21 protein-coding genes are annotated in these 25,840 nt (G+C 35.7%); all 21 read left to right on the top strand.

The genetic code is table 11. From position 1 onward, the window contains the following. Positions 1 to 25: 25 nt before the first annotated feature. The 21 genes from MHI02_RS14600 to MHI02_RS14500 all read left to right on the top strand — a co-directional run bounded on the left by MHI02_RS14600 (position 26) and on the right by MHI02_RS14500 (position 25,833). Positions 26 to 1,150 carry a YibE/F family protein gene (locus MHI02_RS14600; protein ID WP_257455319.1) on the top strand — a complete coding sequence of 375 codons (1,125 nt, stop codon included), beginning with the start codon at positions 26 to 28 and terminating at the stop codon, positions 1,148 to 1,150. Further along, a complete protein-coding gene (locus tag MHI02_RS14595; RefSeq protein ID WP_341166006.1) occupies positions 1,147 to 1,929 on the top strand; it encodes a YibE/F family protein in 783 nt (260 codons plus the stop codon). The genes MHI02_RS14600 and MHI02_RS14595 overlap by 4 nt, the downstream gene beginning before the upstream one ends. 277 nt (positions 1,930 to 2,206) lie before the next feature. Beyond that, a complete protein-coding gene (locus tag MHI02_RS14590; protein ID WP_157851570.1) occupies positions 2,207 to 2,374 on the top strand; it encodes a hypothetical protein in 168 nt (55 codons plus the stop codon). A 231-nt stretch (positions 2,375 to 2,605) separates the two neighbouring features. Further along, positions 2,606 to 4,015 carry an ISLre2 family transposase gene (locus tag MHI02_RS14585; protein ID WP_341165774.1) on the top strand — a complete coding sequence of 470 codons (1,410 nt, stop codon included), beginning with the start codon at positions 2,606 to 2,608 and terminating at the stop codon, positions 4,013 to 4,015. Positions 4,016 to 4,376: 361 nt separating this feature from the next. Continuing rightward, complete coding sequence (secA, locus tag MHI02_RS14580; protein ID WP_060668032.1) at positions 4,377 to 6,893, top strand: preprotein translocase subunit SecA; 2,517 nt, start codon at positions 4,377 to 4,379, stop codon at positions 6,891 to 6,893. A gap of 68 nt (positions 6,894 to 6,961) precedes the next feature. Beyond that, a protein-coding gene (gene prfB, locus MHI02_RS14575) for a peptide chain release factor 2 (RefSeq protein WP_341166005.1) occupies positions 6,962 to 8,063 on the top strand; the annotation gives its coding sequence in 2 pieces (ribosomal slippage) (positions 6,962 to 7,033 and positions 7,035 to 8,063; 1,101 coding nt in all). Positions 8,064 to 8,309: 246 nt separating this feature from the next. Then, positions 8,310 to 8,693, top strand: coding sequence for a cytochrome c551 (gene cccB, locus MHI02_RS14570; RefSeq protein WP_047184908.1), 384 nt, complete (start codon positions 8,310 to 8,312; stop codon positions 8,691 to 8,693). A gap of 243 nt (positions 8,694 to 8,936) precedes the next feature. Then, on the top strand, positions 8,937 to 9,623 hold the full coding sequence (ftsE, locus tag MHI02_RS14565) for a cell division ATP-binding protein FtsE (RefSeq protein ID WP_047184741.1): 687 nt from the start codon (positions 8,937 to 8,939) through the stop codon (positions 9,621 to 9,623). Continuing rightward, the gene (gene ftsX / locus MHI02_RS14560; RefSeq protein WP_047184740.1) at positions 9,613 to 10,506 is read left to right on the top strand and encodes a permease-like cell division protein FtsX; all 894 of its coding nucleotides are present in this window, start codon (positions 9,613 to 9,615) and stop codon (positions 10,504 to 10,506) included. The genes ftsE and ftsX overlap by 11 nt, the downstream gene beginning before the upstream one ends. Before the next feature lie 133 nt (positions 10,507 to 10,639). After that, positions 10,640 to 12,070, top strand: coding sequence for a murein hydrolase activator EnvC family protein (locus MHI02_RS14555; protein ID WP_047184739.1), 1,431 nt, complete (start codon positions 10,640 to 10,642; stop codon positions 12,068 to 12,070). Positions 12,071 to 12,304: 234 nt separating this feature from the next. Continuing rightward, entirely contained in the window at positions 12,305 to 13,771 is a 1,467-nt protein-coding gene (locus MHI02_RS14550; RefSeq protein ID WP_047184738.1) for a S41 family peptidase, read from the top strand. A gap of 262 nt (positions 13,772 to 14,033) precedes the next feature. After that, positions 14,034 to 15,224 (top strand): PDZ domain-containing protein, encoded by a 1,191-nt coding sequence (locus MHI02_RS14545; protein WP_047184736.1) that lies wholly within the window; start codon positions 14,034 to 14,036, stop codon positions 15,222 to 15,224. A gap of 295 nt (positions 15,225 to 15,519) precedes the next feature. Further along, positions 15,520 to 17,544: an excinuclease ABC subunit UvrB gene (gene uvrB / locus MHI02_RS14540; protein ID WP_341166116.1), complete on the top strand. Its 2,025-nt coding sequence runs from the start codon at positions 15,520 to 15,522 to the stop codon at positions 17,542 to 17,544. 8 nt (positions 17,545 to 17,552) lie between these two features. Beyond that, entirely contained in the window at positions 17,553 to 20,435 is a 2,883-nt protein-coding gene (gene uvrA / locus MHI02_RS14535) for an excinuclease ABC subunit UvrA (RefSeq protein WP_047184735.1), read from the top strand. Positions 20,436 to 20,581: 146 nt separating this feature from the next. Further along, positions 20,582 to 20,935: a YojF family protein gene (locus MHI02_RS14530; protein ID WP_047184734.1), complete on the top strand. Its 354-nt coding sequence runs from the start codon at positions 20,582 to 20,584 to the stop codon at positions 20,933 to 20,935. A 21-nt stretch (positions 20,936 to 20,956) separates the two neighbouring features. After that, a complete protein-coding gene (gene bshB2 / locus MHI02_RS14525; RefSeq protein ID WP_204797639.1) occupies positions 20,957 to 21,622 on the top strand; it encodes a bacillithiol biosynthesis deacetylase BshB2 in 666 nt (221 codons plus the stop codon). Between the two features lie 232 nt (positions 21,623 to 21,854). After that, positions 21,855 to 22,793, top strand: a complete 939-nt coding sequence (gene hprK, locus MHI02_RS14520) for an HPr(Ser) kinase/phosphatase (protein WP_047184732.1) — start codon at positions 21,855 to 21,857, stop codon at positions 22,791 to 22,793. Between the two features lie 13 nt (positions 22,794 to 22,806). Continuing rightward, a complete protein-coding gene (gene lgt, locus MHI02_RS14515) occupies positions 22,807 to 23,640 on the top strand; it encodes a prolipoprotein diacylglyceryl transferase (protein ID WP_047184731.1) in 834 nt (277 codons plus the stop codon). 110 nt (positions 23,641 to 23,750) lie between these two features. Continuing rightward, a complete protein-coding gene (locus MHI02_RS14510) occupies positions 23,751 to 24,698 on the top strand; it encodes a nucleoside recognition domain-containing protein (protein WP_047184730.1) in 948 nt (315 codons plus the stop codon). Next, on the top strand, positions 24,673 to 25,311 hold the full coding sequence (gene ppaX / locus MHI02_RS14505) for a pyrophosphatase PpaX (protein ID WP_047184729.1): 639 nt from the start codon (positions 24,673 to 24,675) through the stop codon (positions 25,309 to 25,311). The genes MHI02_RS14510 and ppaX overlap by 26 nt, the downstream gene beginning before the upstream one ends. Next, complete coding sequence (locus MHI02_RS14500; protein ID WP_047184728.1) at positions 25,312 to 25,833, top strand: acyltransferase; 522 nt, start codon at positions 25,312 to 25,314, stop codon at positions 25,831 to 25,833. Positions 25,834 to 25,840 lie beyond the last annotated feature (7 nt).

Below are 25,840 nucleotides of genomic sequence, written 5' to 3'. Positions count from 1 at the left end.
GTCACACTTATGTTAAAGGTTTGGAGTGGGTATTATCATTTACAAATTTAAGAAAAAGCCATTAATTTACACATTCATCTTTATTTGCTTTATTACTTCTATTATCTTCGTATATCACAACTATGGATTTTATGAACGTCCGATAGCAAAAGTCATCCAAACAGACCTAGAAGATTCAACTGATATAACGGATATACATGATAACAATGATCGGATCTTTACCCAGCAAATTATAGCTGAAATAAAAAATGGTGAGGAAAAAGGACAGCTTATCCATTTAACAAATAAGTATTCACTGTCTAGAGCCAATGATCAACCTTATCAGAAAGGTAATGAGGTATTTGTTTCATTTGAAAAAAATACAATAGAAACCCCGCAATTAACTGGAAACATTACAGATGTAAAACGTGATAAATATATTGTAATTGTGGCATGGATTTTTATCTTTACTTTACTTATCGTTGGGAAAAAACAAGGGCTATTTGCCAGTATCAGTTTAGCGGTGAATATCCTTTTATTGTCCTATGCATTGGATATTTATGTAAGGACGGATTTGAATTTATTATGGATATGCGGGATAACGGTTATTTTATTCACCATTATTTCTTTGCTACTTGTTAATGGATTTAATGAAAAAACGTATACAGCTATTATTGCGACTTTATTAGGAACATTTAGCTCCCTTTTAATTACGTATTTTGCTATCTGGATAGCTTCTGAGAATGGGCTTTACTATGAAGAAATGCAATATTTGACAAGACCATATCGACTAATATTTTTAGCAGGGTTATTTATTGGGTCTTTAGGAGCCGTAATGGATGTTGCCATTTCACTATCGTCTGCTACGTTTGAATTATACAATAAAAACAACGATATATCGGTTAAAGCACTTAAGGCATCTGGAATGGAAATTGGAAAAGATATTATGGGGACGATGACCAATATTTTATTTTTTGCCTATATAAGTGGATCCATTCCAATGCTTATTTTATATTTAAAAAATTATTCGCCACTAGGCTTTACTCTTTCTATCAATCTTTCATTGGAGCTGGCCCGTGCTCTAGCTGGTGGCATAGGAATTGTTTTAACCATTCCAATAGGCCTATATACATCTATTTTCTTTATTAAGCGAAAGAGGGAAAATTCATGAATGTACTAGTATTATTGGCGATTATTTTATTTGCATTGATGATATGGATTGGTGGAAAAAAAGGAGCACGATCTTTTATTTCTTTATTTTTAAATTTTGGGGTTATCCTAGTATCCGTGTTTTTTATGATGGATCCAAATGCTGATCCAATTATTATCACTTTAATTGCTTGTACGGTAATAAGTTGTATCAATCTTTTTTATATTAATGAAGTAAATAGTAAAACAGTAACAGCCTTTATTTCTACCCTTATTACGGTGACTATTTTATTATTCTTTATTTATATCGTAACAAAGAAGGCCATGATTCAAGGCTTTGGGGAAGAAGAAATGGATGAAATTAGTGTCATCTTCTCTCTTTATCCTGGGTTAGATTTTGTTAAAATTTCTGCTGCGGTGATTATTATGAGTACCATTGGCGCCGTTACAGATATAGCCATTTCTATAACATCTCCTATGCAAGAAATTTTTAACCAACATCCGTCCATTAAGAAAAAGGAATTGTTCACATCTGGATTATCTATTGGGAAGGATATTTTGGGTTCCAATACCAACACATTATTTTTCGCTTTTATCGGTGGTTATATGGCTTTACTTATTTGGTATAAGGATTTATCCTACTCCTTTGGTGATATTGTTAATTCAAAAATATTTAGTGCTGAGATGATTACGATTTTTTGTGCTGGGATTGGGATAGCTCTGGTCATTCCCATCGCATCCCTAATTAATGCACATTATTTAATTAAAATAAGGGATAAAAAAAGTGATAGTAAGATTTAATTGAAGTTTATCAGTCCAATTTGCACATATAAATTGGACTGATTTTTTACTTTTTAAGCATGTTACGGTTTTTAATATGCGTGGCGAAAAATGTCGAATGGTTGACTGAAATTTAAAAATGGTTAATCGTTGGGTTCCGTTTTTAAAAATCATGCAAATTTATAGAAAATATTGAAGAAAAATGCTTATTTTATCGAGCCAAAACTGCATTTCTTCAATTAGTACTTTAGATACTATATGTGGTAAAAATAAGTCAACGGAACTAGGAGGTGGTGATGTGAATGAGCGTGATAAATTAGTTTTACTTGAGTTACAAAAGAAGGTTCACCAGCATGAACAAACAATCAGCCAATTACTTAAAATTGTGGCTGCCACTAATAAAAAAATGACGGAATTAACAATGAACCAGAATAATACTGCAGCAAGGAGACTACTTATCAAATAACTCCCCCGAAAGTTTCCCCTATTTTCTCCATAAATTCCGCGAAATATGACCTCTTAAGAGAGTAATCTATCCCCGGATTACTCTCTTTCTTAATTTTTCTGTCCAATTCATTCCATGTGCTATGTGTAAAATAGTTCTCGAGGATTTGAAACTAAATTCTAGAAAAAAAAGAAAAGGCACTCTATCATTAATGTATGCTACCAGGCAAATACATTAGAAAGAGGCCTTTTCATGAATACAATTATATCAAAAATAAGTGATTTATTAAAGGGTACAAATAATTTAATTGACTTTGAGGAACAAGTTCAAATATGTTTATATGATCTTCTTACAACACTGATGGGTAACGTTTTTACACAGCTTAATCAAACAATTAAAAGAGAATTGCAAAGTAAGGGTTGGACAGTGGAACGAGAGGATGAAAAGACGATTCAGTTTATCTTTGGGGCGGTTCGTTTTACTCATACATTAATGCACGATGAGAATGGGAAGGCACATTATCCCTTTGATGAGTGGATTGGATTTAGAAAGTACCAACGACACAGTCCTTTGGTTGAAGTAAAAGTGGCAGAGTTGGCTAGTGAGAGTACGTATCGAGAAACGGCACGTATATTAAGGGAATGGACTGCCGTAAACCTAAGTCACACAACTGTGGGAAGTATAGTGAAACGTGTAGGAGAAGCACAAGCAAAAGCCGATGAGGAAATGTTAGTTGAATTAGAGGAGGCTGCCTATTTACCAAAAGGAGAAGAATTAGACTTTTTATTTGCCGAGGCAGATGGTGTATTTGTGCGTGGAACAAAGAAAAAGACAAGTCACGAAGTCCATCATGCGGTACTCCACGAAGGTTGGTGTAGAAATGGAAAGCGCATTTCACTAAAGAATCCACAGGTCATCATGACAACCAAACCAACGAATGATTTTTGGAAAGAAGTCCAAGCGTATACGGCTAATCATTATTCCTTAGAAAAGACTCAAGTGGTTACGAATAGTGATGGTGGCCAAGGCTATACTGCAGAACGTTTTCAAGAAGCTTTCTCACAGTCCGAATATCCAGTTTTAAATCAATTGGATTCCTTTCATATTTCCAAGGCGTTGAACCGAACTTTTGGAGCTAAAAAGAGCCAGTTTAAGGATGGTGTACAAAAGGCAATCAAAGAGCACAATCTTGATGATTTTACACGTTGGATGGATACATTTGAGAGTACTTTAGAAACGGATAAACAACTGGAAAAAGCAGAGGTTTTTCGTAAATATATTGGCGGTAATTGGGATCGGATTTTTGATTGGAGAAAGAAAGTTGAGAATCCACCTAAAGACGCAAGAGGCATGGGCGCAATGGAATCCAACCAACGCCATATTTCATTCCGAATGAAAAAGCGTGGAATGCATTGGAGTTCAGAAGGTAGTGAAGCAATGGTGAAAATTAAGCAAGGGATTCTAAATAAAACATTACGATCTGTATATCTGAAGGATCAAAAACGAAGTGTTAGAAAGCAGCGTGACGTGAAAAAGACGGTTCGTATGACAGAATTCCTACGCCAGGTGACACAACCATCAATAGGAGTAAAACAAGGCAAAATAAGCCTAAATACAGCTCATTCATCAGCTATTGGACAGTTAATAAAAAGTTTTAGTTAACTCCCTGATTTTTAGGTAAGGTTCTTGGTTTTTAGAACGTTACCTAAAAATTGGGGACAGCAAGCGACGGAGGTCGCGCGGTAGCCGAAAAAGTGTACAAAAATAGAGTGCCGAAGATATTGGTGTGAAAGACACACCGAGAAAAACTTGACACATACTTCCATGTGCACAAAGTTGTCATTGGTCAGTCTAAAATGTTATTATTAATCAATAGATGTAGTATGATTTTATCTACGGATGGGGAAATTTTTCCTCCTGGGGTTCCGATTACTCGCCCCACCGTAAAAATTTGCATAAGTGCAACTAAGGCATTCGACTAAAGATCTGTCGAATGCTGAGTTTTCTAAGGGAGCGTATATATATGGCAGGATTTCTCACAAAAATTTTTGGTGATGGAAATAAAAAACAACTGAATCGAATTCAAAAAAAAGTTGATCAAATAGAAGCTCTAGAACCCCAAATTGAAAAATTATCAGATGATGAACTAAAAGAAAAAACGACGGAATTTAAGGAACGTTTTCAAAATGGCGAAAGCTTGGATGATTTGCTTGTGGAAGCTTTCGCTGTTGTTCGAGAGGCAGCTAAACGAGTATTAAACATGCGGCCGTTTCCTGTGCAATTAATTGGTGGTATAGCCATCCATGAAGGTAATATTGCGGAAATGAAAACAGGGGAAGGTAAAACACTTGCCTCTACTTTGCCAGCGTATTTAAATGCACTGGAAGGTAAAGGTGTCCATATTATTACAGTGAACGATTATTTAGCTGATCGTGACTCGAAACAAATGGGAGAGCTTTTTGAATTTCTCGGCTTAACTGTTGGATTAAATACAAACGGGTTATCTAAAGAGGAAAAACGTGAAGCATATGAATGTGATATTACGTATGGTACAAATAACGAATTTGGATTTGATTACCTACGTGATAATATGGTGCTTTATAAAAATCAAATGGTTCAACGGAAACTTAATTTTGCCATAATCGATGAGGTCGACTCCATTTTAATCGATGAAGCAAGAACACCATTAATTATTTCAGGTTCGGCTAAAAAGTCAGCAACTTTATACCAACAAGCTAATAGCTTTGTCGTTACTCTCAAAGAGGACGACTATACGTATGATGAGAAGACAAAAGGTGTTCAATTAACGGAAGAGGGTATTAATAAAGCTGAGGGATTCTTCCATATTGAGAATTTATTTGATTTAAAAAATGTTTCTCTAATTCACCACATTAATCAGGCTTTAAAGGCACATGTTTCCATGCATCGTGATGTGGATTATATGGTGCAAGAAGGGGAAGTAGTAATTATTGATTCCTTTACTGGCCGATTAATGAAAGGTCGTCGTTATAGTGATGGATTGCACCAAGCGATTGAAGCAAAAGAAGGCTTACAAATCCAAAATGAAAGTATGACACTAGCTTCTATCACTTTCCAGAATTTCTTCCGAATGTATAATAAACTAGCGGGGATGACTGGTACGGCGAAAACGGAAGAAGAAGAATTTAGAAATATTTATAACATGGATGTAATTGCGATACCAACGAATAAACCTATTATCCGTGATGACAGACCGGACCTTATTTATAAATCAATGGATGGAAAATTCCGTGCTGTGGTTGAGGACATTAAGGCAAGACATAAAGAAGGACAGCCCGTTTTAGTAGGTACGGTTGCGGTAGAGACATCTGAATTAATTTCGAATTACTTGAAAAAAGCTGGAATTAAACATGATGTTTTAAATGCTAAAAACCACTTTAAAGAAGCGGAAATCATTGAGCATGCTGGTCAAAAAGGAGCAGTTACTATTGCAACAAATATGGCTGGTCGTGGTACGGATATTAAACTAGGTGAAGGTGTCTTGGAATTAGGCGGTCTTGCTGTTATTGGTACAGAACGTCATGAATCTCGCCGAATTGATAACCAGTTACGTGGTCGTTCTGGACGTCAAGGTGATCCTGGGGTGACTCAATTTTATCTTTCTATGGAAGATGAATTAATGCGACGTTTCGGTTCGGACAATTTGAAGAGCATGATGGAACGTTTAGGAATGGACGACTCTCAACCAATCGAAAGTAAAATGGTATCACGTGCTGTGGAATCTGCACAAAAACGAGTGGAAGGTAATAACTTTGATGCCCGTAAACAAGTTCTTTCTTATGATGACGTATTAAGGGAACAACGTGAAATTATCTATAAACAACGTTTTGAGATAATTGATACAACAGAGAATATGCGTGAAATTATTGAGAATATGATGAAATCTACCATTGACCGTATTGTATCTACGCATACTCAAGATAATGATGAAGATAATTGGGACTTACAAGCGATTGTCGATTATGCTCATGGTAACTTAATGGATCCAGAAGATGTTTCTATTAATGACCTAAAAGGAAAAGAAAGTGACGAAATCTCAGAAATTTTATTAGAAAAAGCGAAAGAAAAATACAATCAAAAATCTGAAGAGTTACCACCAGATCAATTCCAAGAGTTCCAAAAAGTGATTGTATTACGTACAGTTGATACAAAATGGATGGATCATATTGACCAAATGGATCAACTTCGTCAAGGTATCCATTTACGAGCTTACGGACAAAACGATCCTTTACGTGAGTATCAACTCGAAGGATTCCATATGTTTGAAGATATGGTAGCAAGTATTGAAGAGGAAGCTGTCAAATATATTCTAAAAGCTCAAATACGTGAAAACCTCCAACGTGAAGAGGTAGTAAAAAATACCCAAGCTGTTTCAGGTGGAAGCGAAGAAAAGAAAAAAGTAAGAAAACCATACGTGAAAAAGGTTAATGTTGGTCGTAATGACCCTTGTCCTTGTGGAAGTGGTAAGAAGTATAAAAACTGCCACGGTAAAAATGAATAATTGTAGAAAGCACTCCTTTTCCATTAAAGGAGTGCTTTCCTACTTAAATTTAACAAGAGGTGAATGAGATGGAATTAATTGAAATTAGACATGAATTAGACAAAATAGCTTCAAGAATTGAAGATTTTAGGGGGTCTCTTTGACTTAGATTGGAAAAGGGAAAGAGTTAAAGAGTTGGAACAAATGATGACAGAACCGAATTTCTGGGATGATCAAAACGCTGCGCAAAAGGTGATAAATGAATCCAATAACTTGAAAAACTACATTAGCAGTTTTGAGGAAATAGAAGAACGATATGAGGATATGGAAGTATCGTACGAGTTAGTTAAAGAAGAAAAAGATCAAGAACTTTTTGATGAACTAAATGAAGAAATGACAACTTTTTTAAATGATATTAATGACTTTGAATTACAGCTTTTACTTAATGAACCATATGATGCGAATAATGCCATCTTAGAACTCCATCCAGGTGCTGGTGGTACAGAATCACAAGACTGGGCTAGTATGCTTTTAAGAATGTATCAGCGTTGGGCAGAAGATAAAGGATATAAAGTGGAGACATTGGATTATTTACCGGGTGAAGAAGCTGGGGTTAAAAGTGTAACATTGCTCATTAAAGGACATAATGCCTATGGATATTTGAAAACAGAAAAAGGCGTACATCGTTTGGTACGTATTTCTCCATTTGATTCATCAGGAAGAAGACATACTTCATTCGTTTCTTGTGATGTGACTCCAGAAATGGATGATGATGTTGACATTGAAATTAAACCAGAAGAAATAAAAATTGACACGTATCGTGCAAGCGGTGCAGGTGGTCAGCATGTTAATACGACCGATTCAGCTGTTCGTATTACACACATTCCTACCAATACAATTGTTACGTGCCAAAATGAACGATCACAAATTAAAAACCGTGAAGCAGCGATGAAAATGTTAAAATCCAAGTTGTATCAATTAGAAATTGAAAAACAACAAGAAGAACTTGCGTCGATTCGTGGGGAACAAAAAGAAATCGGTTGGGGAAGCCAAATTCGCTCTTACGTATTCCACCCATATTCTATGGTAAAAGACCACAGAACCAATACAGAAATTGGAAACACTCAAGCAGTAATGGACGGGGAGATAGATCCATTTATTGATGCTTATTTAAGATTACAGATAAATTAATGGTGGATAAAAGTTAATTCAAAAGTCAAGGTATTGGCCGTTGAATTAGCTTTTTTCAGTAGGAGGATATCATTTTCCTCCCCTTCCATTATTTCATAAATTTGCCATAATTATCCAAAAGCCTTGGTGATGCTGGATTACAACAAAAATTCTAGAAAAGTATTATGGTTGAGTACTTTTAAAAAAAATGGATACGGGTATAATAATCAGTGAAGTACTTTATATTGATAGGAGGATGAAGACATGATGAAAAAATGGTTATTAGCCATTATTTTCGGTACAGTATTAACACTTGCAGCTTGTGGTGGAGCAGGCAATGATAACAATGACAACGAGCCACCTGCAAATGATAATGCTGCTGAAGAACAAGATAAAGGGGATACAAACGGAGCTGGCGAAGCAGTTGACACTGCGGCAGGTGAAGAAGTGTTTGCGAACAACTGTGCAATGTGTCATGGTGCTGATTTATCTGGTGGAGCTGGTCCAGATTTAACAAATGTTGGATCTAAATACTCTGCTGATGAAATTAAAGATATCGTTCAAAACGGTAAAGGACAAATGCAGCCACAGAAACAAGTTACAGGTGATGATTTAGATAACTTGGCAAATTGGTTAGCAGAAAAAAAATAAATTATCATAAAAAAGCTTGTCGTGTAGATAAGCTTTTTTCTTCTCTTTAAAAATCCTATCATAGAGACATAAACTGACAATTATTACCAACTACTTACAAATGAAATACAAATGTAATAATTTTATACCTAAACTTTTCGTCGAAAAATGATATAATGTAAAAGACTTGTTGAAAAAGAGTGTCTAATAAAAATATTTTTCGACATTATTTGAAAATCAAAAAATTATAAAGGTGATTTTAAAATGATCTTAATGAAAGATGTATATAAAACCTATGCAAATGGGGTAACAGCACTTAGTGGTGTAAATGTTAAAATAGATCAAGGTGAATTTGTATATGTTGTTGGCCCGAGTGGAGCTGGGAAGTCAACATTCGTTAAATTAATTTTTAGAGAAGAAAAACCATCGAGTGGCCAAATTTTTATAAATGATATTAATCTCTCGGAATTAAAGGAGAGGAAAATACCTTATTTACGAAGAAATATCGGCGTAGTATACCAAGACTTTAGACTTCTTCCAAAACTAACAGTCTATGAAAATATCGCTTTTGCCTTAGAGGTAATAGAAGAATCTCCACGTAATATTCGTAATCGTGTAATGGATGTTTTAGATGTTGTTGGACTAAAAAATAAAGCTAAATCGATACCAGATGAATTATCAGGTGGTGAACAACAACGTGTATCCATTGCTCGTGCCATTGTAAATCGTCCAAAGATTGTAATTGCTGATGAGCCTACAGGAAATTTAGATCCCGAAACGTCACTAGATATTTTGAAAACTTTCGAGTCCATTAACGAAGGTGGTACCACTGTGATTATGGCGACCCATAGTAAAGCAATTGTGAACCAATTTAAGAAGCGGGTTATTGCAATTGAGGATGGAATTATCGCTAGAGACGAACAACAAGGAGAATACGGATATGAAGTTTAGAACATTTTTAAGACATATACGAGTAGGGTGTAGCAACATCTTTCGTAATGGCTGGATGACGGTGGCTTCAGTAGGTGCCGTTACTACTACCCTTATTCTAGTTGCAGTATTTCTTGCGCTAATCTTGAACTTAAATGAAATGGCAAAGAACATTGAAGATGATGTTGAAATTCAAACGTTAATCGATCATACAGCGAATGAAAAAGATGTACAGAGTCTAGGAAAGCAAATTGAAGAAATTAACGGAGTGGATACGGTTTTCTTCTCTTCCAATGACGATGAGTTAAATAAACTCATTAAAGGTATGGGAGAAGAAGGAGAAGCATGGAAATTATTAGAACAGGACAATCCACTTAACCATGCCTTTATTGTTAGAGCAAAGAATCCACAAGATACGGAAAAGATTGCAGATCAAATTAAAGATTTGGACCATGTGGAGGAAGTTGTTTTTGGACAAGAAGTTGTGGAACAGTTATTCAAGTTTACTAAGTATGCAAGAACCATTGGAGTTGTACTCATTATTGCATTAGTGTTTACAGCTATATTCCTCATTTCTAATACGATTAAAATTACTATTATGGCACGTAGTAAAGAGATAGGAATTATGAAATTAGTAGGTGCAACGAATTGGTTTATTCGCTGGCCGTTTTTTATTGAGGGTATGCTTCATGGTGTGCTTGGTTCGATTATACCAATCGCACTCATCTTGGTGGGGTACCATTATGTAGAAGATGCAGTAGCAAATCAAGTGTCATTTAACTTTGTTGAGGTACTACCGTATAATCCATTTGCATGGCAACTTTCCTTACTAATTATAGCAATAGGTGCCATTATTGGTATTTGGGGAAGTGTTATGAGTATTCGCAAATACCTTAAGATTTGATAGACTTTAAGATCTCAAGCCAATCCCCTCTATTTAAATAGAGGGGAACATAAGGCTTAGTGCATTATACATAGATCATGTTTCATTAACAATTCCATATTAAGGTTAATTTTTATGGGGAAGGAAGATTGAAATGAAGAAGGCATTATCATGTGCGTTAATCGGAACCTTAGTAATATCATTAAGTCCGATTCAACAAGCATCGGCACAATCCATTGAAGATTTAAATAAGGAAATTGAGAATTTAGAGAAAGAACAAAATACTAAACAAAATGAAACGAACGAATTAGAGAAAAAACAAAACGAGATGGAAAACAAAATAAATGATAATAAAGCCGAGCAAAACAAGACGCAATCCGATATAAATAATATTGATCAGAAATTAACAGATACAAGAAATAAGATAGATGCCAAAGAGAAACAAATAGATGCAACGAATAAAGAAATTGAAGATTTAACAAATCGAATCGAAGAACTAAAGAAAGAAATTAAAGACTTAGAAGAAAGAATCGAAAAAAGAGATAAGTTACTAAAAGACAGATTACGTTCCATTCAACAAAATGGTGGAGAAATGCCATACATAGAAGTGATTTTTGGTTCACAAAGTTTCGGAGACTTTATTAGTAGATCAATTTCTGTTAATAAAATAATGGATTCTGATAAAGAAATAATGGATCAACAAAAGAAGGATAAAGCAACTTTAGAAGCTGCAAAAATAGAAGTGGAAGATAAAAAGGAAAAAATTGAAACTGAAAAGGCAAACTTAGAGGCCCAGAAGAAAGAATTAGAATCTTTAAAACAAGATTTAGATAAGCAAATAGCACAAAAAGAAAAGATTATGGAAAAATTGGAAGAGGAACATAATCATCTTGAGGAATATAAGATATCTATAGAAGATGAAAAACAAATTTTGGCAAATCAAGCTGCTGCTGCCGCTAAAGCGAAGGAAATAGCAGAAAGTGAAAAAGGTAAATTAGAACAAGCTGCTAGAGAGCAAGAAGAAAAGGCTAGAAAAGAAGCAGAGGCTGCTGCAGCCGCTAAGAAGCAAGCTAGTGAAAATAATAATACTTCATCATCTAGTTCAGATTCTAAATCAAGTTCTACATCCAGTCCATCACAGTCTACACCGGAAGTTACCACACAAAGTGGTGGTGGAAATGGAACGTTTTCTTGGCCAACATCAGGTACGATCAGTTCTACTTATGGTCATAGATGGGGTAAACTTCACAGAGGTATAGATTTTGCTGTGTCAGTAGGAACTCCAGTTAAAGCAGCTGCACCTGGTGTTGTTATTCAAACAAATACAGAGCATGGTCCTGGGATGAATGGATATGGAAATGTAATCCTAATTGCGCACTCTATTAATGGTGAAACTTATACAACGTTATATGCTCATTTAAGTTCTATGGCTGTATCATCTGGAGATGTTGTTAGTGCTGGACAGGTAATTGGTAATTCTGGTAATACTGGCCATTCAACTGGTCCACATTTACATTTTGAAATTCATAAAGGTGGATGGAATGGCGATGCTAACGCTAAGGATCCAATGAACTATCTACCTTAAATAAAAAAGAAGACATTGCTCATCACGAGCAGTGTCTTCTTTTTTATTTACTGATTTAAAGACCCAGTAGTGTATGCAATCGTTAATAAATGAAATTACTTTGTTATAGTTTTTCTAATAGTAAAATGCAATATAACGTGTTATGCTTTTTTTAGCAGATAAGAAGGGGTTTGAAAATGAAAAGCTGTTCGTTATACAATGGTTAAAAGTTAACTAAAATATTGAGGTGGAAAAATGAGACTTAAAAATTCGCATATTATCCTCATTTTAGTTGGGGCTTTACTTTTAGGTGGTTTTGGTTCTTACACTGGTGTGAAGTTGGCTCAAGCGAATGATGATGGTAAGGGGCAAACATCCATTACGGATTCTGTTCTTTTCGGTAAAAAAGGAGCTCAGTCCGATCAATTGCCTAAGGATATGGAAAAAGTAGCACAGGCTTTTGCGCTGATTCAAGATAATTATATTGAAGATATTGATGATAAGCAGTTAACCGAGGGAGCAATTGAGGGAATGCTTGCCACTTTAGAGGATCCACATAGCTCTTATTTAGATGTTGAAATGATGGATCAGTTCAATGAACAAATTGAATCATCCTTTGAAGGTATCGGTGCAGAAGTAAGTATGGTAAATGGTGTTGTTACGATTGTAGCGCCTATAAAGGATTCCCCAGCAGAAAAAGCGGGAATGCGACCGAATGATGAAGTGCTTTCCGTTGATGGGGAAAGCTTAGAAGGATTAAATCTAAATGAAGCTGTAGCTAAAATTCGCGGAGAAAAAGGATCAAAAGTAGTACTAGAAATAAGACGTGCTGGGGCTAAAGATCCTTTTGATTTGACGATAACTCGTGATGAAATCCCGGTTGAAACAGTATATAATAAAATAGAAACGGTCGATGGGAAGAAAACAGGTATAATCGAGATTACGAATTTTTCTGAGCATACATATACCGAATTTAAAGAACAATTGGATACGTTGGAAGATAAAGGGATAGAAGGTTTAATCATTGACGTTAGAGGTAATCCTGGAGGACTCCTAAATGTAATTGAGGAAATATTATCCTTATTCGTACCGAAAGATATCCCATATATTCAGATTGAGGATGCAAATGGTAATAAAGAGCCATATTACTCTAATCTTGATGAGAAAAAATCTTATCCAATTAGTGTCTTAATTGATGAAGGTAGTGCGTCTGCTTCGGAAATATTGGCCGTAGCGATGAAGGAATTAGGTTATGATATAGTTGGTCATACTAGTTATGGTAAAGGAACGGTTCAACAAGCTATTCCTCTTGGAGATGGAAGTTCTTTAAAACTTACTACAAACAAATGGCTGTCTCCAAAAGGTAAATGGATCAATGAAGTTGGGGTAGAACCAACTATCGATGTAAGTCAACCTGATTATTATTATACGAATCCAATTTCACTTGAAAAACCTTTACAATACGATCAAACCAATGAAGCAATTGGAAATATGCAAACAATGTTGAGTGGGTTAGGTTATGATACAAGTCGTACAGATGGTTACTTCAATAAGGAAACGGAAAAAGCAGTGAAACAGTTCCAAGCAGACAATAAATTGGATGCAACAGGAAAGGTCGATGAGAATACTGCAGGTCTTATTGAAGCTAAAGTAATAGAACATATTCGAAATGGTGAAGATGATCAACAATTGAAAAAGGCATTAGAAGAAATATATAAATAATGTTAGAAAATAAAATCCGTGGGAAACCACGGATTTTATTTCATTTTTTTGTTATACTTCAATTAGAGTATGATGCAGAAAATACATTTATTTATCCTACCTCAAGATTTTGGGGAAACAAAGAAGTAGGTGGGAGATCAACTGTCCGTAATGGTCCGATAAGTGCGACTAACCATTAGTGGGGATGAAGGAAACCCTCCACGGATGGAAGTCTCCTTAATCGAATATATTTTTAAATGCATCTTGTTGGAAGGTGATGAACTTGATAGAAGATTGGTTCATGGAAGTGTTAAAAGGAATTGGAAGGTTCTTCTTAAATCCTCTTGTATATTGGTCTATTTTATTAGTTGTTTTTTCTGGCTATAAACGCATTAAAGATGAACGCCTTGATTTCGGTTCTAAAGTTTTTGATATTTTTTCTGAATGGAAAGGCACGCACTTGATTGCAATTGTTTCTGGTATAATCATTTCGGTTATTACTTTAGGGACAGGTATGGTTATTAACTATGAGACTATCATTTTACTATGTATATTAACTATTCTATTAAGTATAACAATGCGCTTTACGCTGCTTTCACCGATATACACGATAGGTATTACTTACTTATTGTTTTTATTTTTGCCATTCGTATCGAAAGACTTAGAGTTATTCGGTATGTCCTTTACAATGGAAACAAACTTTACCGTATTATCTATTTTATTAGGTTTATTTTTAATTGTAGAGGCGATTTTAATTAAAAGCATAAAACGAAATCGAACTTTTCCAAGCCTATCATTAAGTAGACGAGGAATTTGGGTAGGTCAGCACCGATTAAAAAGAATGGCTGTCATTCCATTTTTTATGCTAATTCCTACTGGCAATATTGTTCCTATTGAGCCTTACTGGCCAGTTGTTTCTTTAGGTGATCAAAGTTTTGGCATCGTACTTATTCCTTTTATTATTGGGTTTGACTATATTGCAAAAGGCCACATGCCAAAACAAGCCGCGGAGAAACTTTCGAAATATATTATGTTACTAGGATTTGGGATTGTTGCCATTGCAGTAGGTGGAATCTTCATACATTGGTTGTCCTTTGTTGCATTAATTGTAGCCATTTTAGGAAAAGAATATATTCATTATCGTTATAGATACGGCGATAAAGTAAGATTACCTTATTTCCATCCAGAAAATGCTGGGCTTAAAATTGTAAGTGTTATTCCTGGTACTCCCGCTGAACGAAGTGGAGTTCTAGTCGGAGAAATCATCGCAAAGGTAAACGGAATTAAGGTAAATAATGTTCATCAATTTTATCTAGCCTTACAAAATAGTGGAGCCTACTTTAAATTAGATGTTTTAGATGATAACAAAGAAGTAAGGTTTGTACAGGGCGCCTATTATGAAGGGGAACATCATGAATTGGGATTATTATTTTCTGAGAAACCTCACAAAGAAAAGATGAAAAAGGTAAATTAATGAATAGCTTAAGAGCCTGCTAAAGCTCTTCATGCTATTAGACTTCTATCGTGGATAGGGGTCTTTTTTTGATACATGGGGCTCGTTGGCTAAAATGTTAATTTATCTCATTTAAGTAAGACCCTCACCACAAGCTTCAGGGAAACAAAGAAGGGAGAGGCAGATCCAAATTCCCGTAAAGTACCTCTGCCCTCATTGTCTCCTTATTTTCCCTGCAAATTATGGATAAAATAGTAAAGCGTTAATACTTATGAATCGAATATTTGTTCGTGCTATGTTAAAATATGAAGCAGATATGATAGAATATAGGGAAAGAAGAACGGAGGCGGACATTTTGGATAATAATAAGTTTGAATTAGTATCTAAGTATAAACCAGCAGGGGACCAACCAAATGCAATTAAAGAAATAACGGAAAAAGTGTTGGCTGGTCAACTACACCAAACTTTATTAGGTGCAACAGGTACTGGTAAAACATTTACGATGTCCAATGTAATTAAAGAAATTAATCGTCCAACATTAGTGATAGCTCACAATAAAACACTTGCAGGGCAATTATATAGTGAATTTAAGGAGTTTTTCCCCAATAATGCAGTGGAGTATTTTGTTAGCTATTATGATTATTATCAACCTGAGGCATATGTCCCTTCTACAGATACATTTATTGAAAAAGATGCAAGTATTAATGATGAAATAGATAAATTACGGCACTCTGCCACATCTTCTCTTTTTGAAAGAAATGATGTATTAATAGTAGCAAGTGTGTCTTGTATATATGGTTTAGGTTCACCAGAAGAATATCGTAGTCAAGTACTTTCCCTTCGTATGGGGATGGAAAAAGATCGTGATCAATTGCTCCGAGAATTAGTGGATATTCAATACGCTAGAAATGATATTGAGTTCGGGCGCGGAACATTTCGAGTTCGGGGGGATTCGGTTGAAATTATTCCCGCATCTAGAGAGGAACATTGTATTCGTGTTGAGTTCTTTGGGGATGAAATAGACCGAATTAGAGAAGTTGATGCTTTAACAGGAGAAATAGTTGGTGACAGAGAACATATTGCTATTTTCCCTGCTTCCCACTTCGTTACGAGAGAAGAAAAAATGAAATTGGCTATAGCTAATATCGAAAAAGAGTTAGAAGAAAGATTGAAAGAATTACGGGATGACAACAAACTATTAGAAGCACAGAGGCTAGAACAACGAACCCATTATGATTTAGAAATGATGCGGGAAATGGGTTTTTGTTCAGGGATTGAAAACTATTCTAGACATTTGACTTTAAGAGAAGCAGGTGCGACACCATATACGTTGCTCGATTATTTTCCAGAGGATTTCCTAGTTGTTATTGATGAATCCCATGTTACGTTGCCGCAAATAAGGGGAATGTATAATGGGGACCAAGCTAGAAAACAAGTACTTGTGGATCACGGTTTTCGTTTACCATCTGCTTTGGATAACCGTCCTTTAAAATTCGAGGAATTTGAAGAGAAAACACATCAACTTGTCTATGTTTCTGCAACACCTGGGCCATATGAGTTAGAACATTCTCCAGAAATGACGGAGCAAATAATTCGCCCGACCGGATTACTAGATCCGAAAATAGAAGTACGTCCAATTGAAGGACAAATTGATAATTTAATTAAAGAAATAAATCAACGAATCGATAAAAATGAACGTGTCCTTGTAACAACTTTAACGAAAAAGATGTCTGAGGATTTAACCGATTATTTGAAAGAAATCGGGATGAAGGTTGCCTACTTACATTCAGAAATTAAGACATTAGAGCGAATTGAGATCATACGTGATTTACGAATAGGAAAATATGATGTACTTATTGGAATTAACTTACTTCGTGAAGGACTTGATATTCCAGAAGTTTCGTTAGTTGCTATCTTAGATGCGGATAAAGAAGGATTCCTTCGTTCTGAACGATCTTTAATCCAAACAATTGGTCGGGCGGCACGTAATGCAAATGGAGAAGTTATTATGTATGCAGATAAAATAACGGATTCGATGCAGAAAGCAATTGATGAAACAGGAAGACGTCGGGAAAAACAGATGGCATATAATGAGGAACATAACATCGTACCAAAAACGATTAAGAAAGAAGTACGTGATGTGATCCGTGCAACAATGGCTGCAGAGGATACTGAAAAATATGATAGTAAGTCTAAAGCAATAGAGAAGTTACCGAAGAAGGAAAAGGAAAAAGTGCTTGAACAAATGGAAAAGGAAATGAAAGAGGCAGCAAAAGCGCTTGATTTCGAAAAAGCTGCTGAACTCCGTGATATTATTTTTGAACTGAAAGCGGGAGCGTGATTTCAAATATGTCTACGAATAAAACGATACAAATAAAGGGAGCAAGGGCCAATAATTTAAAAAACATTGATATTAATATCCCGAAAAATCAACTTGTAGTGGTTACAGGATTATCTGGTTCGGGAAAGTCTTCGCTCGCTTTCGATACAATCTATGCAGAAGGTCAACGTCGATATGTTGAATCCCTATCTGCCTATGCAAGACAGTTTTTAGGTCAAATGGAAAAACCAGATGTCGATTCGATCGAAGGCTTATCCCCAGCAATTGCAATAGATCAAAAAACTACAAGTCGTAATCCAAGGTCAACGGTTGGAACAGTTACAGAGATTTATGACTATTTACGTCTTTTATTTGCTAGAGTGGGGCACCCAACATGCCCAAAGCACGGAATCGAAATAGCATCACAAACTGTTCAACAAATGGTTGATCGAATCATAGAGTATCCAGAGCGAACCAAAATGCAGATACTTGCTCCAGTTATTTCTGGAAAAAAAGGTGAACATAAAAAAGTTCTAGAGAAGTTGAAAAAAGAAGGCTATGTCCGAATTCGTGTAGACAAAGAAATGCGTGAAGTAACAGAAGACATAGCACTGGAAAAAAACAAAAAGCATTCGATTGAAGTGGTTATTGATCGTGTAGTTGTAAAACCGGGTATAGAAGGAAGATTGAGTGATTCCATTGAAACAGCATTGAAATTGGGTGAAGGAAAAATCATTGTCGATGTGATTGGAGAAGAAGAATTAACTTTTAGTGAAAATCATGCCTGCCCTATTTGTGGTTTTTCCATTGGAGAATTAGAACCACGTTTATTTTCATTCAATAGCCCTTTTGGTGCGTGTGCTGCTTGTGATGGACTTGGTACAAAACTAGAAGTAGACATCGATTTAGTAATCCCTGATTGGAATAAAACACTAAATGAAAATGCGATTGTTGCTTGGGAACCTATTAGTTCACAATACTATCCACAATTACTAAAAAGTGTTTGCAAGCATTATAACATTGACATGGATACCCCAGTGAAAGATTTGCCAAAGGAACAAATGGATAAAGTCTTATATGGAAGTGGAAATGAAAAAATTCATTTCTACTATGAAGGTGAATTTGGAAACATTAGGGATACCGATATTTACTTTGAAGGTGTTATGAACAACATTGCGAGACGTTACAAAGAAACAAGCTCTGACTTTACAAGGGATACACTACAGAAATATATGACGGAAAAAAAATGTCCTAAATGTAAAGGACACCGATTGAAACAAGAAGCATTAGCGGTATTAATTAATGGGTTACATATTAGCAATATAACCGATTATTCTATCATGGAAGCAATGGAATTCTTTAAGAAAGTAGATTTCACGGAGAAAGAAAAACAAATTGCAAAAATGATTTTAAAAGAAATTAATAATCGTTTATCGTTCCTTGTCAATGTAGGATTGGATTATTTAACAATGTCTCGTGCTGCAGGTACTTTATCTGGTGGAGAAGCACAACGTATTCGATTAGCTACTCAAATTGGATCCGCATTAACCGGAGTGTTATATGTGCTAGACGAACCATCTATTGGATTACATCAAAGAGACAACGACCGTCTTATAAGTACGTTAAAACAGATGCGTGATTTAGATAATACGTTAATCGTAGTGGAGCATGATGAAGATACCATGCTTGCTGCGGATTGGTTAATCGATATAGGCCCTGGAGCTGGGGAATATGGTGGTCAAGTCATAGCAAGTGATACACCGGAAAACGTAATGAAACACGAAATTTCACTTACTGGTAAATATTTATCAGGAGAAAAGTTTATCCCACTTCCTGCGAGCAGGAGAAAAGGAGATAAACGAAAACTTGAAGTTATTGGTGCGTCAGAGAATAATTTGAAAAATGTATCTGTAAAAATACCGATCGGATTAATGACCGTAGTTACTGGAGTTTCAGGTTCAGGTAAGAGTACATTAGTAAATGAAATTATTTATAAATCGCTAGCGAAGGAATTGAACAGAGCCAATATAAAAGCCGGGGAACATAAGGAAATCAAGGGATTAGATAATCTTGATAAAGTGATTAATATTGACCAGTCACCGATAGGAAGAACACCACGTTCCAACCCAGCAACATATACGGGGGTTTTTGACGATATTCGTGATGTGTATGCACAAACGAATGAAGCAAAAGTAAGAGGTTATAAAAAAGGCCGATTCAGTTTTAATGTTAAAGGTGGGCGTTGTGAAGCTTGTCGAGGAGACGGAATTATTAAAATTGAGATGCACTTCTTACCAGATGTTTACGTTCCTTGTGAGGTTTGTCATGGAAAACGATACAATCGTGAAACATTAGAAGTACAATATAAAGGAAAAAGTATTTCAGACGTTTTGGATATGCGAATTGAAGAAGCATTAGAATTTTTTGCTCCTATCCCTAAAATCAAACGAAAACTCCAAACATTAGTTGATGTTGGATTGGGGTATGTTCAATTAGGACAACCTGCAACTACGTTATCTGGCGGAGAAGCCCAACGTGTGAAGTTAGCGAGTGAGCTCCATAAACGATCAACAGGTAAAACTTTCTATATTTTAGATGAACCTACAACAGGTTTACATGTTGATGATATTAAGCGACTTCTATCTGTTTTACAACGTATCGTAGAAAACGGGGATTCCATCTTAATTATTGAACACAATCTAGATGTTATTAAATGTGCCGATCATATTATTGACTTAGGCCCTGAAGGTGGAGATCGTGGTGGGCAAATTATTGCAACTGGAACACCAGAGGAAATTGCGGAGGCATCTGATATTTCCTATACTGGTCAGTACCTTAAAACAGTACTAGAAAGAGACCAAAAACGTATGGAAGAACTAATTACCGAAAAAGAGAAAATTAGTACGAAATAAAAGTGGAAACACCAAGCAGCCCGAATATATTATCCTTAAGAACGAGGAGTGTATTTCGGGCTACAATCTATTTTAAACAAACCAAATTTTTGACTGTATTTTGTTCTTCCGTTACAGTTAATAGAGGAAGAATTGGAGGAACAAAAATGAAACCAATTGAATTGGAAAAAGTTCAAAAAATAATAGATGGATTTAAAAATAAAGAAGTATATGTCCATTTGGAAACAACAAATGGTGCATACGCGAGCCATATTAATAAAAAAGCATATAATGTTGGTGCATATATACGAAATGCGAAAGTTTCCTTTAACCAAGCGAAAATTGTAGGAGATGGAAAGTCATATCGTGTCGGTCTTAAAATGGAAATGGGATGGATTTATGCGGAAGGTCTAACGGATTGGACCATTCATGAAGATTCTAAACTATTAATGGCCGGTCATGATAGAGAAGGACGTTTAATGGTTTCCCTACAGATAAGTGAAACACCATTTAGCTATTAAGTGAAGGAAGGAACGTTAACTATGGAAAAACACGTTGTTGTTATTTACCCACATCCAGATGATGAATCATTTGGAGCTGCGGGGACCATTGCAAAATTTCGGGAAGAAGGTGTGCCTGTTACGTACTTATGTGGAACACTTGGAGAAATGGGAAGAAATATGGGATCTCCTATATTTGCAAACCGCGAGACATTACCTGAAATTAGAAAAAAAGAACTAATAGATGCATGTGAAGTTCTGGATATGAATTTAGAAATGTTAGGTTACCGCGATAAAACAATTGAATTCGAAGACCGAAACCAAATTGCATTAGATTTAAAGTCATATTTAGATAAAATTAAGCCTAGTCTAGTTATCACGCATTATCCAGACTATGCAGTTCACCCGGATCATAATGCATTAGGTGCAGCTGCCATTGAAGCTGTTCGCCTAATGAATCCTGAAGATCGACCAACCGTTTGGGCTCAAGCTATATCCAATGATTATGAAGAGGTACTAGGAAAGCCTGAAATCGAAAATGATATAACGGCTATTTTTGATAAGAAAATCGATGCAATATTCGCACATGCTTCTCAAGCACAAGGTGTTTTAGGGCAACGAAGAGACGAAGCAAGTGCCAATATTGATTTGAAAGAAATTGCAAAACAGAACATGGGAATAGAAAGATTTTATATATGGAAGTTTTAAGAATAAAGGAACCTACTTATGTTAGGTTTCTTTTTTTAGCAAGAAGTTATAATGAACTTCTTGTCCTGGGATCCAATTAACCGTCCCACCGTAAAGATTTGTAAAGCGCAACTAAGGTAATCGCCTAGCCCAATCGCGTGTGCTAGTTTTAATCAAAAAAATCTAGTAGGTGTATTGCCTATATTTTTTTATGCTATAATATTAGCAGTTATTATTGAAGGAGGCTACCTGAATGGGTGCAATAGTACGCACAAAAGATCTACTGGATAATTTTAATCTAACTCTAGTTGCAGGGAAAGATGGTATACATAGAGAAATTATTACAAGCGATATATCTCGTCCAGGAATCGAAATGACTGGCTATTTTAAATATTATCCTAAAGAGCGTTTACAGCTTATTGGAAAGACAGAAATGACATATTTTCTTGAATTGTCACCTGAACAAAGAAAAGACCGAGCAGAAAAATTATGTACAGACATTACACCATGTATTGTCATTTCCCGTGGTATGAAAGTTCCAGAGGAGTTAATCAAAGCTGCAGATCATGCTGGAGTACCTATTTTACTTTCTCCTAGAAAAACGACTAGGGTCACTAGTCGGTTAACAAACTATTTGGAAGCAAAATTTGCACCATTTACAGCCGTACACGGTGTTTTAGTTGATATTTATGGGGTAGGTGTACTCATTACTGGACAAAGCGGTGTTGGAAAAAGTGAAACTGCACTTGAATTGGTTAAGAGGGGGCACCGTTTAGTTGCAGATGATAGTGTGGAAATTAGACAGGAAGATTATGACACCTTAGTTGGAACTTCTCCACCATTAATTGAACATATGCTTGAAATACGTGGATTGGGAATTATAAATGTCATGACCTTATTTGGAGCTGGGGCAGTCCGTAATTATAAAAAGATTGCTTTAGCCGTCAATTTGGAAATTTGGGATGAAAAGAAACAGTACGACAGACTCGGTTTAGATGAGGATAAAATGAGAATTATGGACGTAGATTTACCTAAGGTAACGATACCAGTACGTCCAGGCCGAAATCTTGCTGTAATTATCGAAGTCGCAGCAATGAATTTCCGATTGAAAAATATGGGTGTAAATGCTGCAGAAGAATTTTCAGATCGATTAACCCAAATGATTGAACTTGAAAAAGATATTTCAGAATAAGTGAGGTTTAAAAATGATCTTAACTGCACCATTAAATAGAGTATTTATAGAAATTGGCCCGTTAACCATTTATTGGTATGGGGTAATCATTGCAGTAGGTGCTGGATTGGGACTATGGCTAGCTATGAAAGAAGCGGATCGCCTTGGTCTAAATAAAGAACTGCTAATCGACTTCATTGTTTATGCGGTACCTATAGCGATTATTTGTGCAAGAATTTATTATGTTACGTTTGAATGGAGTGAACGTTACGCGAATGGTCCATTCTGGAAAGTGTTTGCAATTTGGGAAGGCGGTATAGCTATTCATGGTGCTATTATTGGGGGAGTATTAACTGCAATCGTCTTTTCGCGTGCTAGGAAGATACCTTTTTGGCAATTGGCTGATATCGTAGCTCCAAGTTTGATTCTCGCTCAGGCAATTGGACGTTGGGGAAATTTTATGAACCAAGAAGCTCATGGTGGCCCACTCCCTGATGGGTCCATTATTTATGATATTGTCCCGGATTTTATTATAAATCAAATGACAATTAATGGGGTTACCTACCATCCAACATTTTTGTATGAATCATTGTGGAACATTTTAATCTTTGTTTTACTTATTATATTAAGAAGATACAATCCATTACGTGGGGAAGTATTCTTAACGTATGTCATTGGCTATTCGATTGGACGCTATTTTATCGAGGGTATGAGAACGGATAGTTTATATGTTATTGGTGAATGGAGAACAGCCCAAATAGTTTCTGTCATTGCTATTGTTACAGCAATTCTATTGATCATTTACCGACGAAAAACGACAACTATCAGATACAATGATATTCCCAATAATAAAAAGAAAAAAGGTTAGAGTACTTGGCATTCGTCAAGCTTTTAGGCGAATGCCTTAATTGCACTTCATACAAATCTTTTAAGGAAGAAAAAATAAATGGATTAACATTAACGTAAAGGAGATTGCGTATGACAGGTATTTTAAAACGCGGTTTTATACAAGGATTAATAACCGGATGGACATTAGGGAAGGTAATCTTTCCAGTTACATTAATTGTTACCATTTTACAGTTTACTCCTTTACTCCCATGGCTAATCAATATATTAGAGCCGGTGATGGGCCTTATAGGTTTATCAGGAGAGGCAGCAGTTCCTTTAGTGCTTGGGAACTTTTTAAATTTGTACGCAGGAATTGGGGCAATTATTTCGTTTGATTTTACTGTAAAAGAAGTATTTATTATGGCTATGATGCTTTCGTTCTCTCATAATTTACTCATTGAATCTGCTGTAGCTACTAAAGTTGGAATTAAATGGTGGATTATTGTCAGTATCCGTCTTGGGTTAGCGGTACTTTCTGCGGTTATTATCAACTTGTTTTGGAGTGGTGGATCACAAGCTGCACAATATGGGTTTATAGCGGCAACAGAGGAACCTAATGGATGGGGCGAAATCATCTTCCATGGTATACAAACTTCAATTTTGGCGATTATTCAATTAGCTGCAATCGTGATACCATTAATGATTTTCACGCAGATATTACGTGAAAAAGGGTGGTTAAATAAATTATCCAACGCTTTTGCTCCTTTCATGAAAGTGCTTGGAATGAACAAGAATACATCAATGACGATGGTAGCAGGGCTTACAATAGGCTTAGCATATGGAGCAGGTTTAATGATTCAGGCGGTGAAAGAGGATGGGGTATCTAAGAAAGATATGTACTTAGCGATTATATTTCTTGTTTCATGTCATGCAGTAGTTGAAGATACGTTGGTTTTTATCCCATTAGGAATCCCGGTCTGGCCACTGTTAGTAATTCGATTGACTACAGCAATCCTTTTAACTATGTGTGTTGCTTTAGTTATGAATAAACATTCTAGAAAGGAAAGAGAAAATGAGCATACATACCATACTATTTGATTTAGACGGAACATTAATTGATACAAATGAACTAATCATTGCTTCTTTTACCCATACGTTTAAACATTATAATTTACCTTATACAAGAGAGGAAATTATAGAGTTTAATGGACCACCATTAAGGGAAACTTTTTCAAACATTGATAAAGACCGTGTGGAAGAAATGATCGATGTTTATCGAGAACATAACTTAAGGGAACACGATCATTATGTAAAGGCTTTTCCGAATGTAGTAGAAGTATTAGATATACTTAAAGAAAAAGGCTTCCAGCTAGGGATTGTGACAACGAAAATGAACGATAGTGTCCATCGCGGACTTAGTATAGTAGGTATAGAAGATTATTTCGATACAATCGTGACACTTGATGATGTTTCACATTCCAAACCACATCCTGAACCTGTGATGAAGGCGATGAAACAATTAGATGCAGATTCAACAACGACATTAATGGTTGGAGATAATTCTCACGATATTGAAGCAGGTAAAAATGCGGGAGTGAAAACAGCAGGAGTGGCATGGTCCTTTAAAGGAAAAGAGCGGTTAATGAAGTATAATCCAACTTATATGTTAGAAGATATGCGTGATTTATTAAAAATCGTAGGAGTCGAATAAATGCGTAAAACGAAGCGATACCCAGTACAGAATTCAAATTCCTTATGGCAAATATATCAAACGATTTCTTTCTTTAAAGTATTTAAAAATACGGTTGTTATCATTATTGGAAGATATACCCCGTTTATGCGTTTAAAGAACTGGATGTACCGCATGTTGTTGCATATGAAAATTGGCGATAAAACAGCCTTTGCCTTTATGGTTGTCCCAGACATTATGTATCCCGAAAAAATCACGGTCGGTAAAAATAGTATTATCGGATATAACTCAACTATTTTAGCGCATGAATATTTAATTGATGAATATCGTGTGGGAGAGGTCATCATTGGTGATGAAGTTATGATCGGAGCAAATTCTACCATTCTTCCTGGAGTGACCATCGGCGACCGTGCCATTGTCTCTGCAGGATCAGTTGTTCATAAAGATGTCCCTGAAGGTGCATTCGTTGGAGGGAACCCAATGAAAATTATTTATACAAAAGAGGAAATGGAAAAAAGAAAAGTTAGCTTAAGAGAAGAGTAGGTGAAAA

This window comes from Oceanobacillus sp. FSL K6-0118 (assembly GCF_038006665.1).
GTDB lineage: Bacteria > Bacillota > Bacilli > Bacillales > Amphibacillaceae > Oceanobacillus > Oceanobacillus caeni.
The sequence above is the reverse complement of the archived record's forward strand: the minus strand, read 5'-3'. Positions and strand labels throughout refer to the sequence as shown.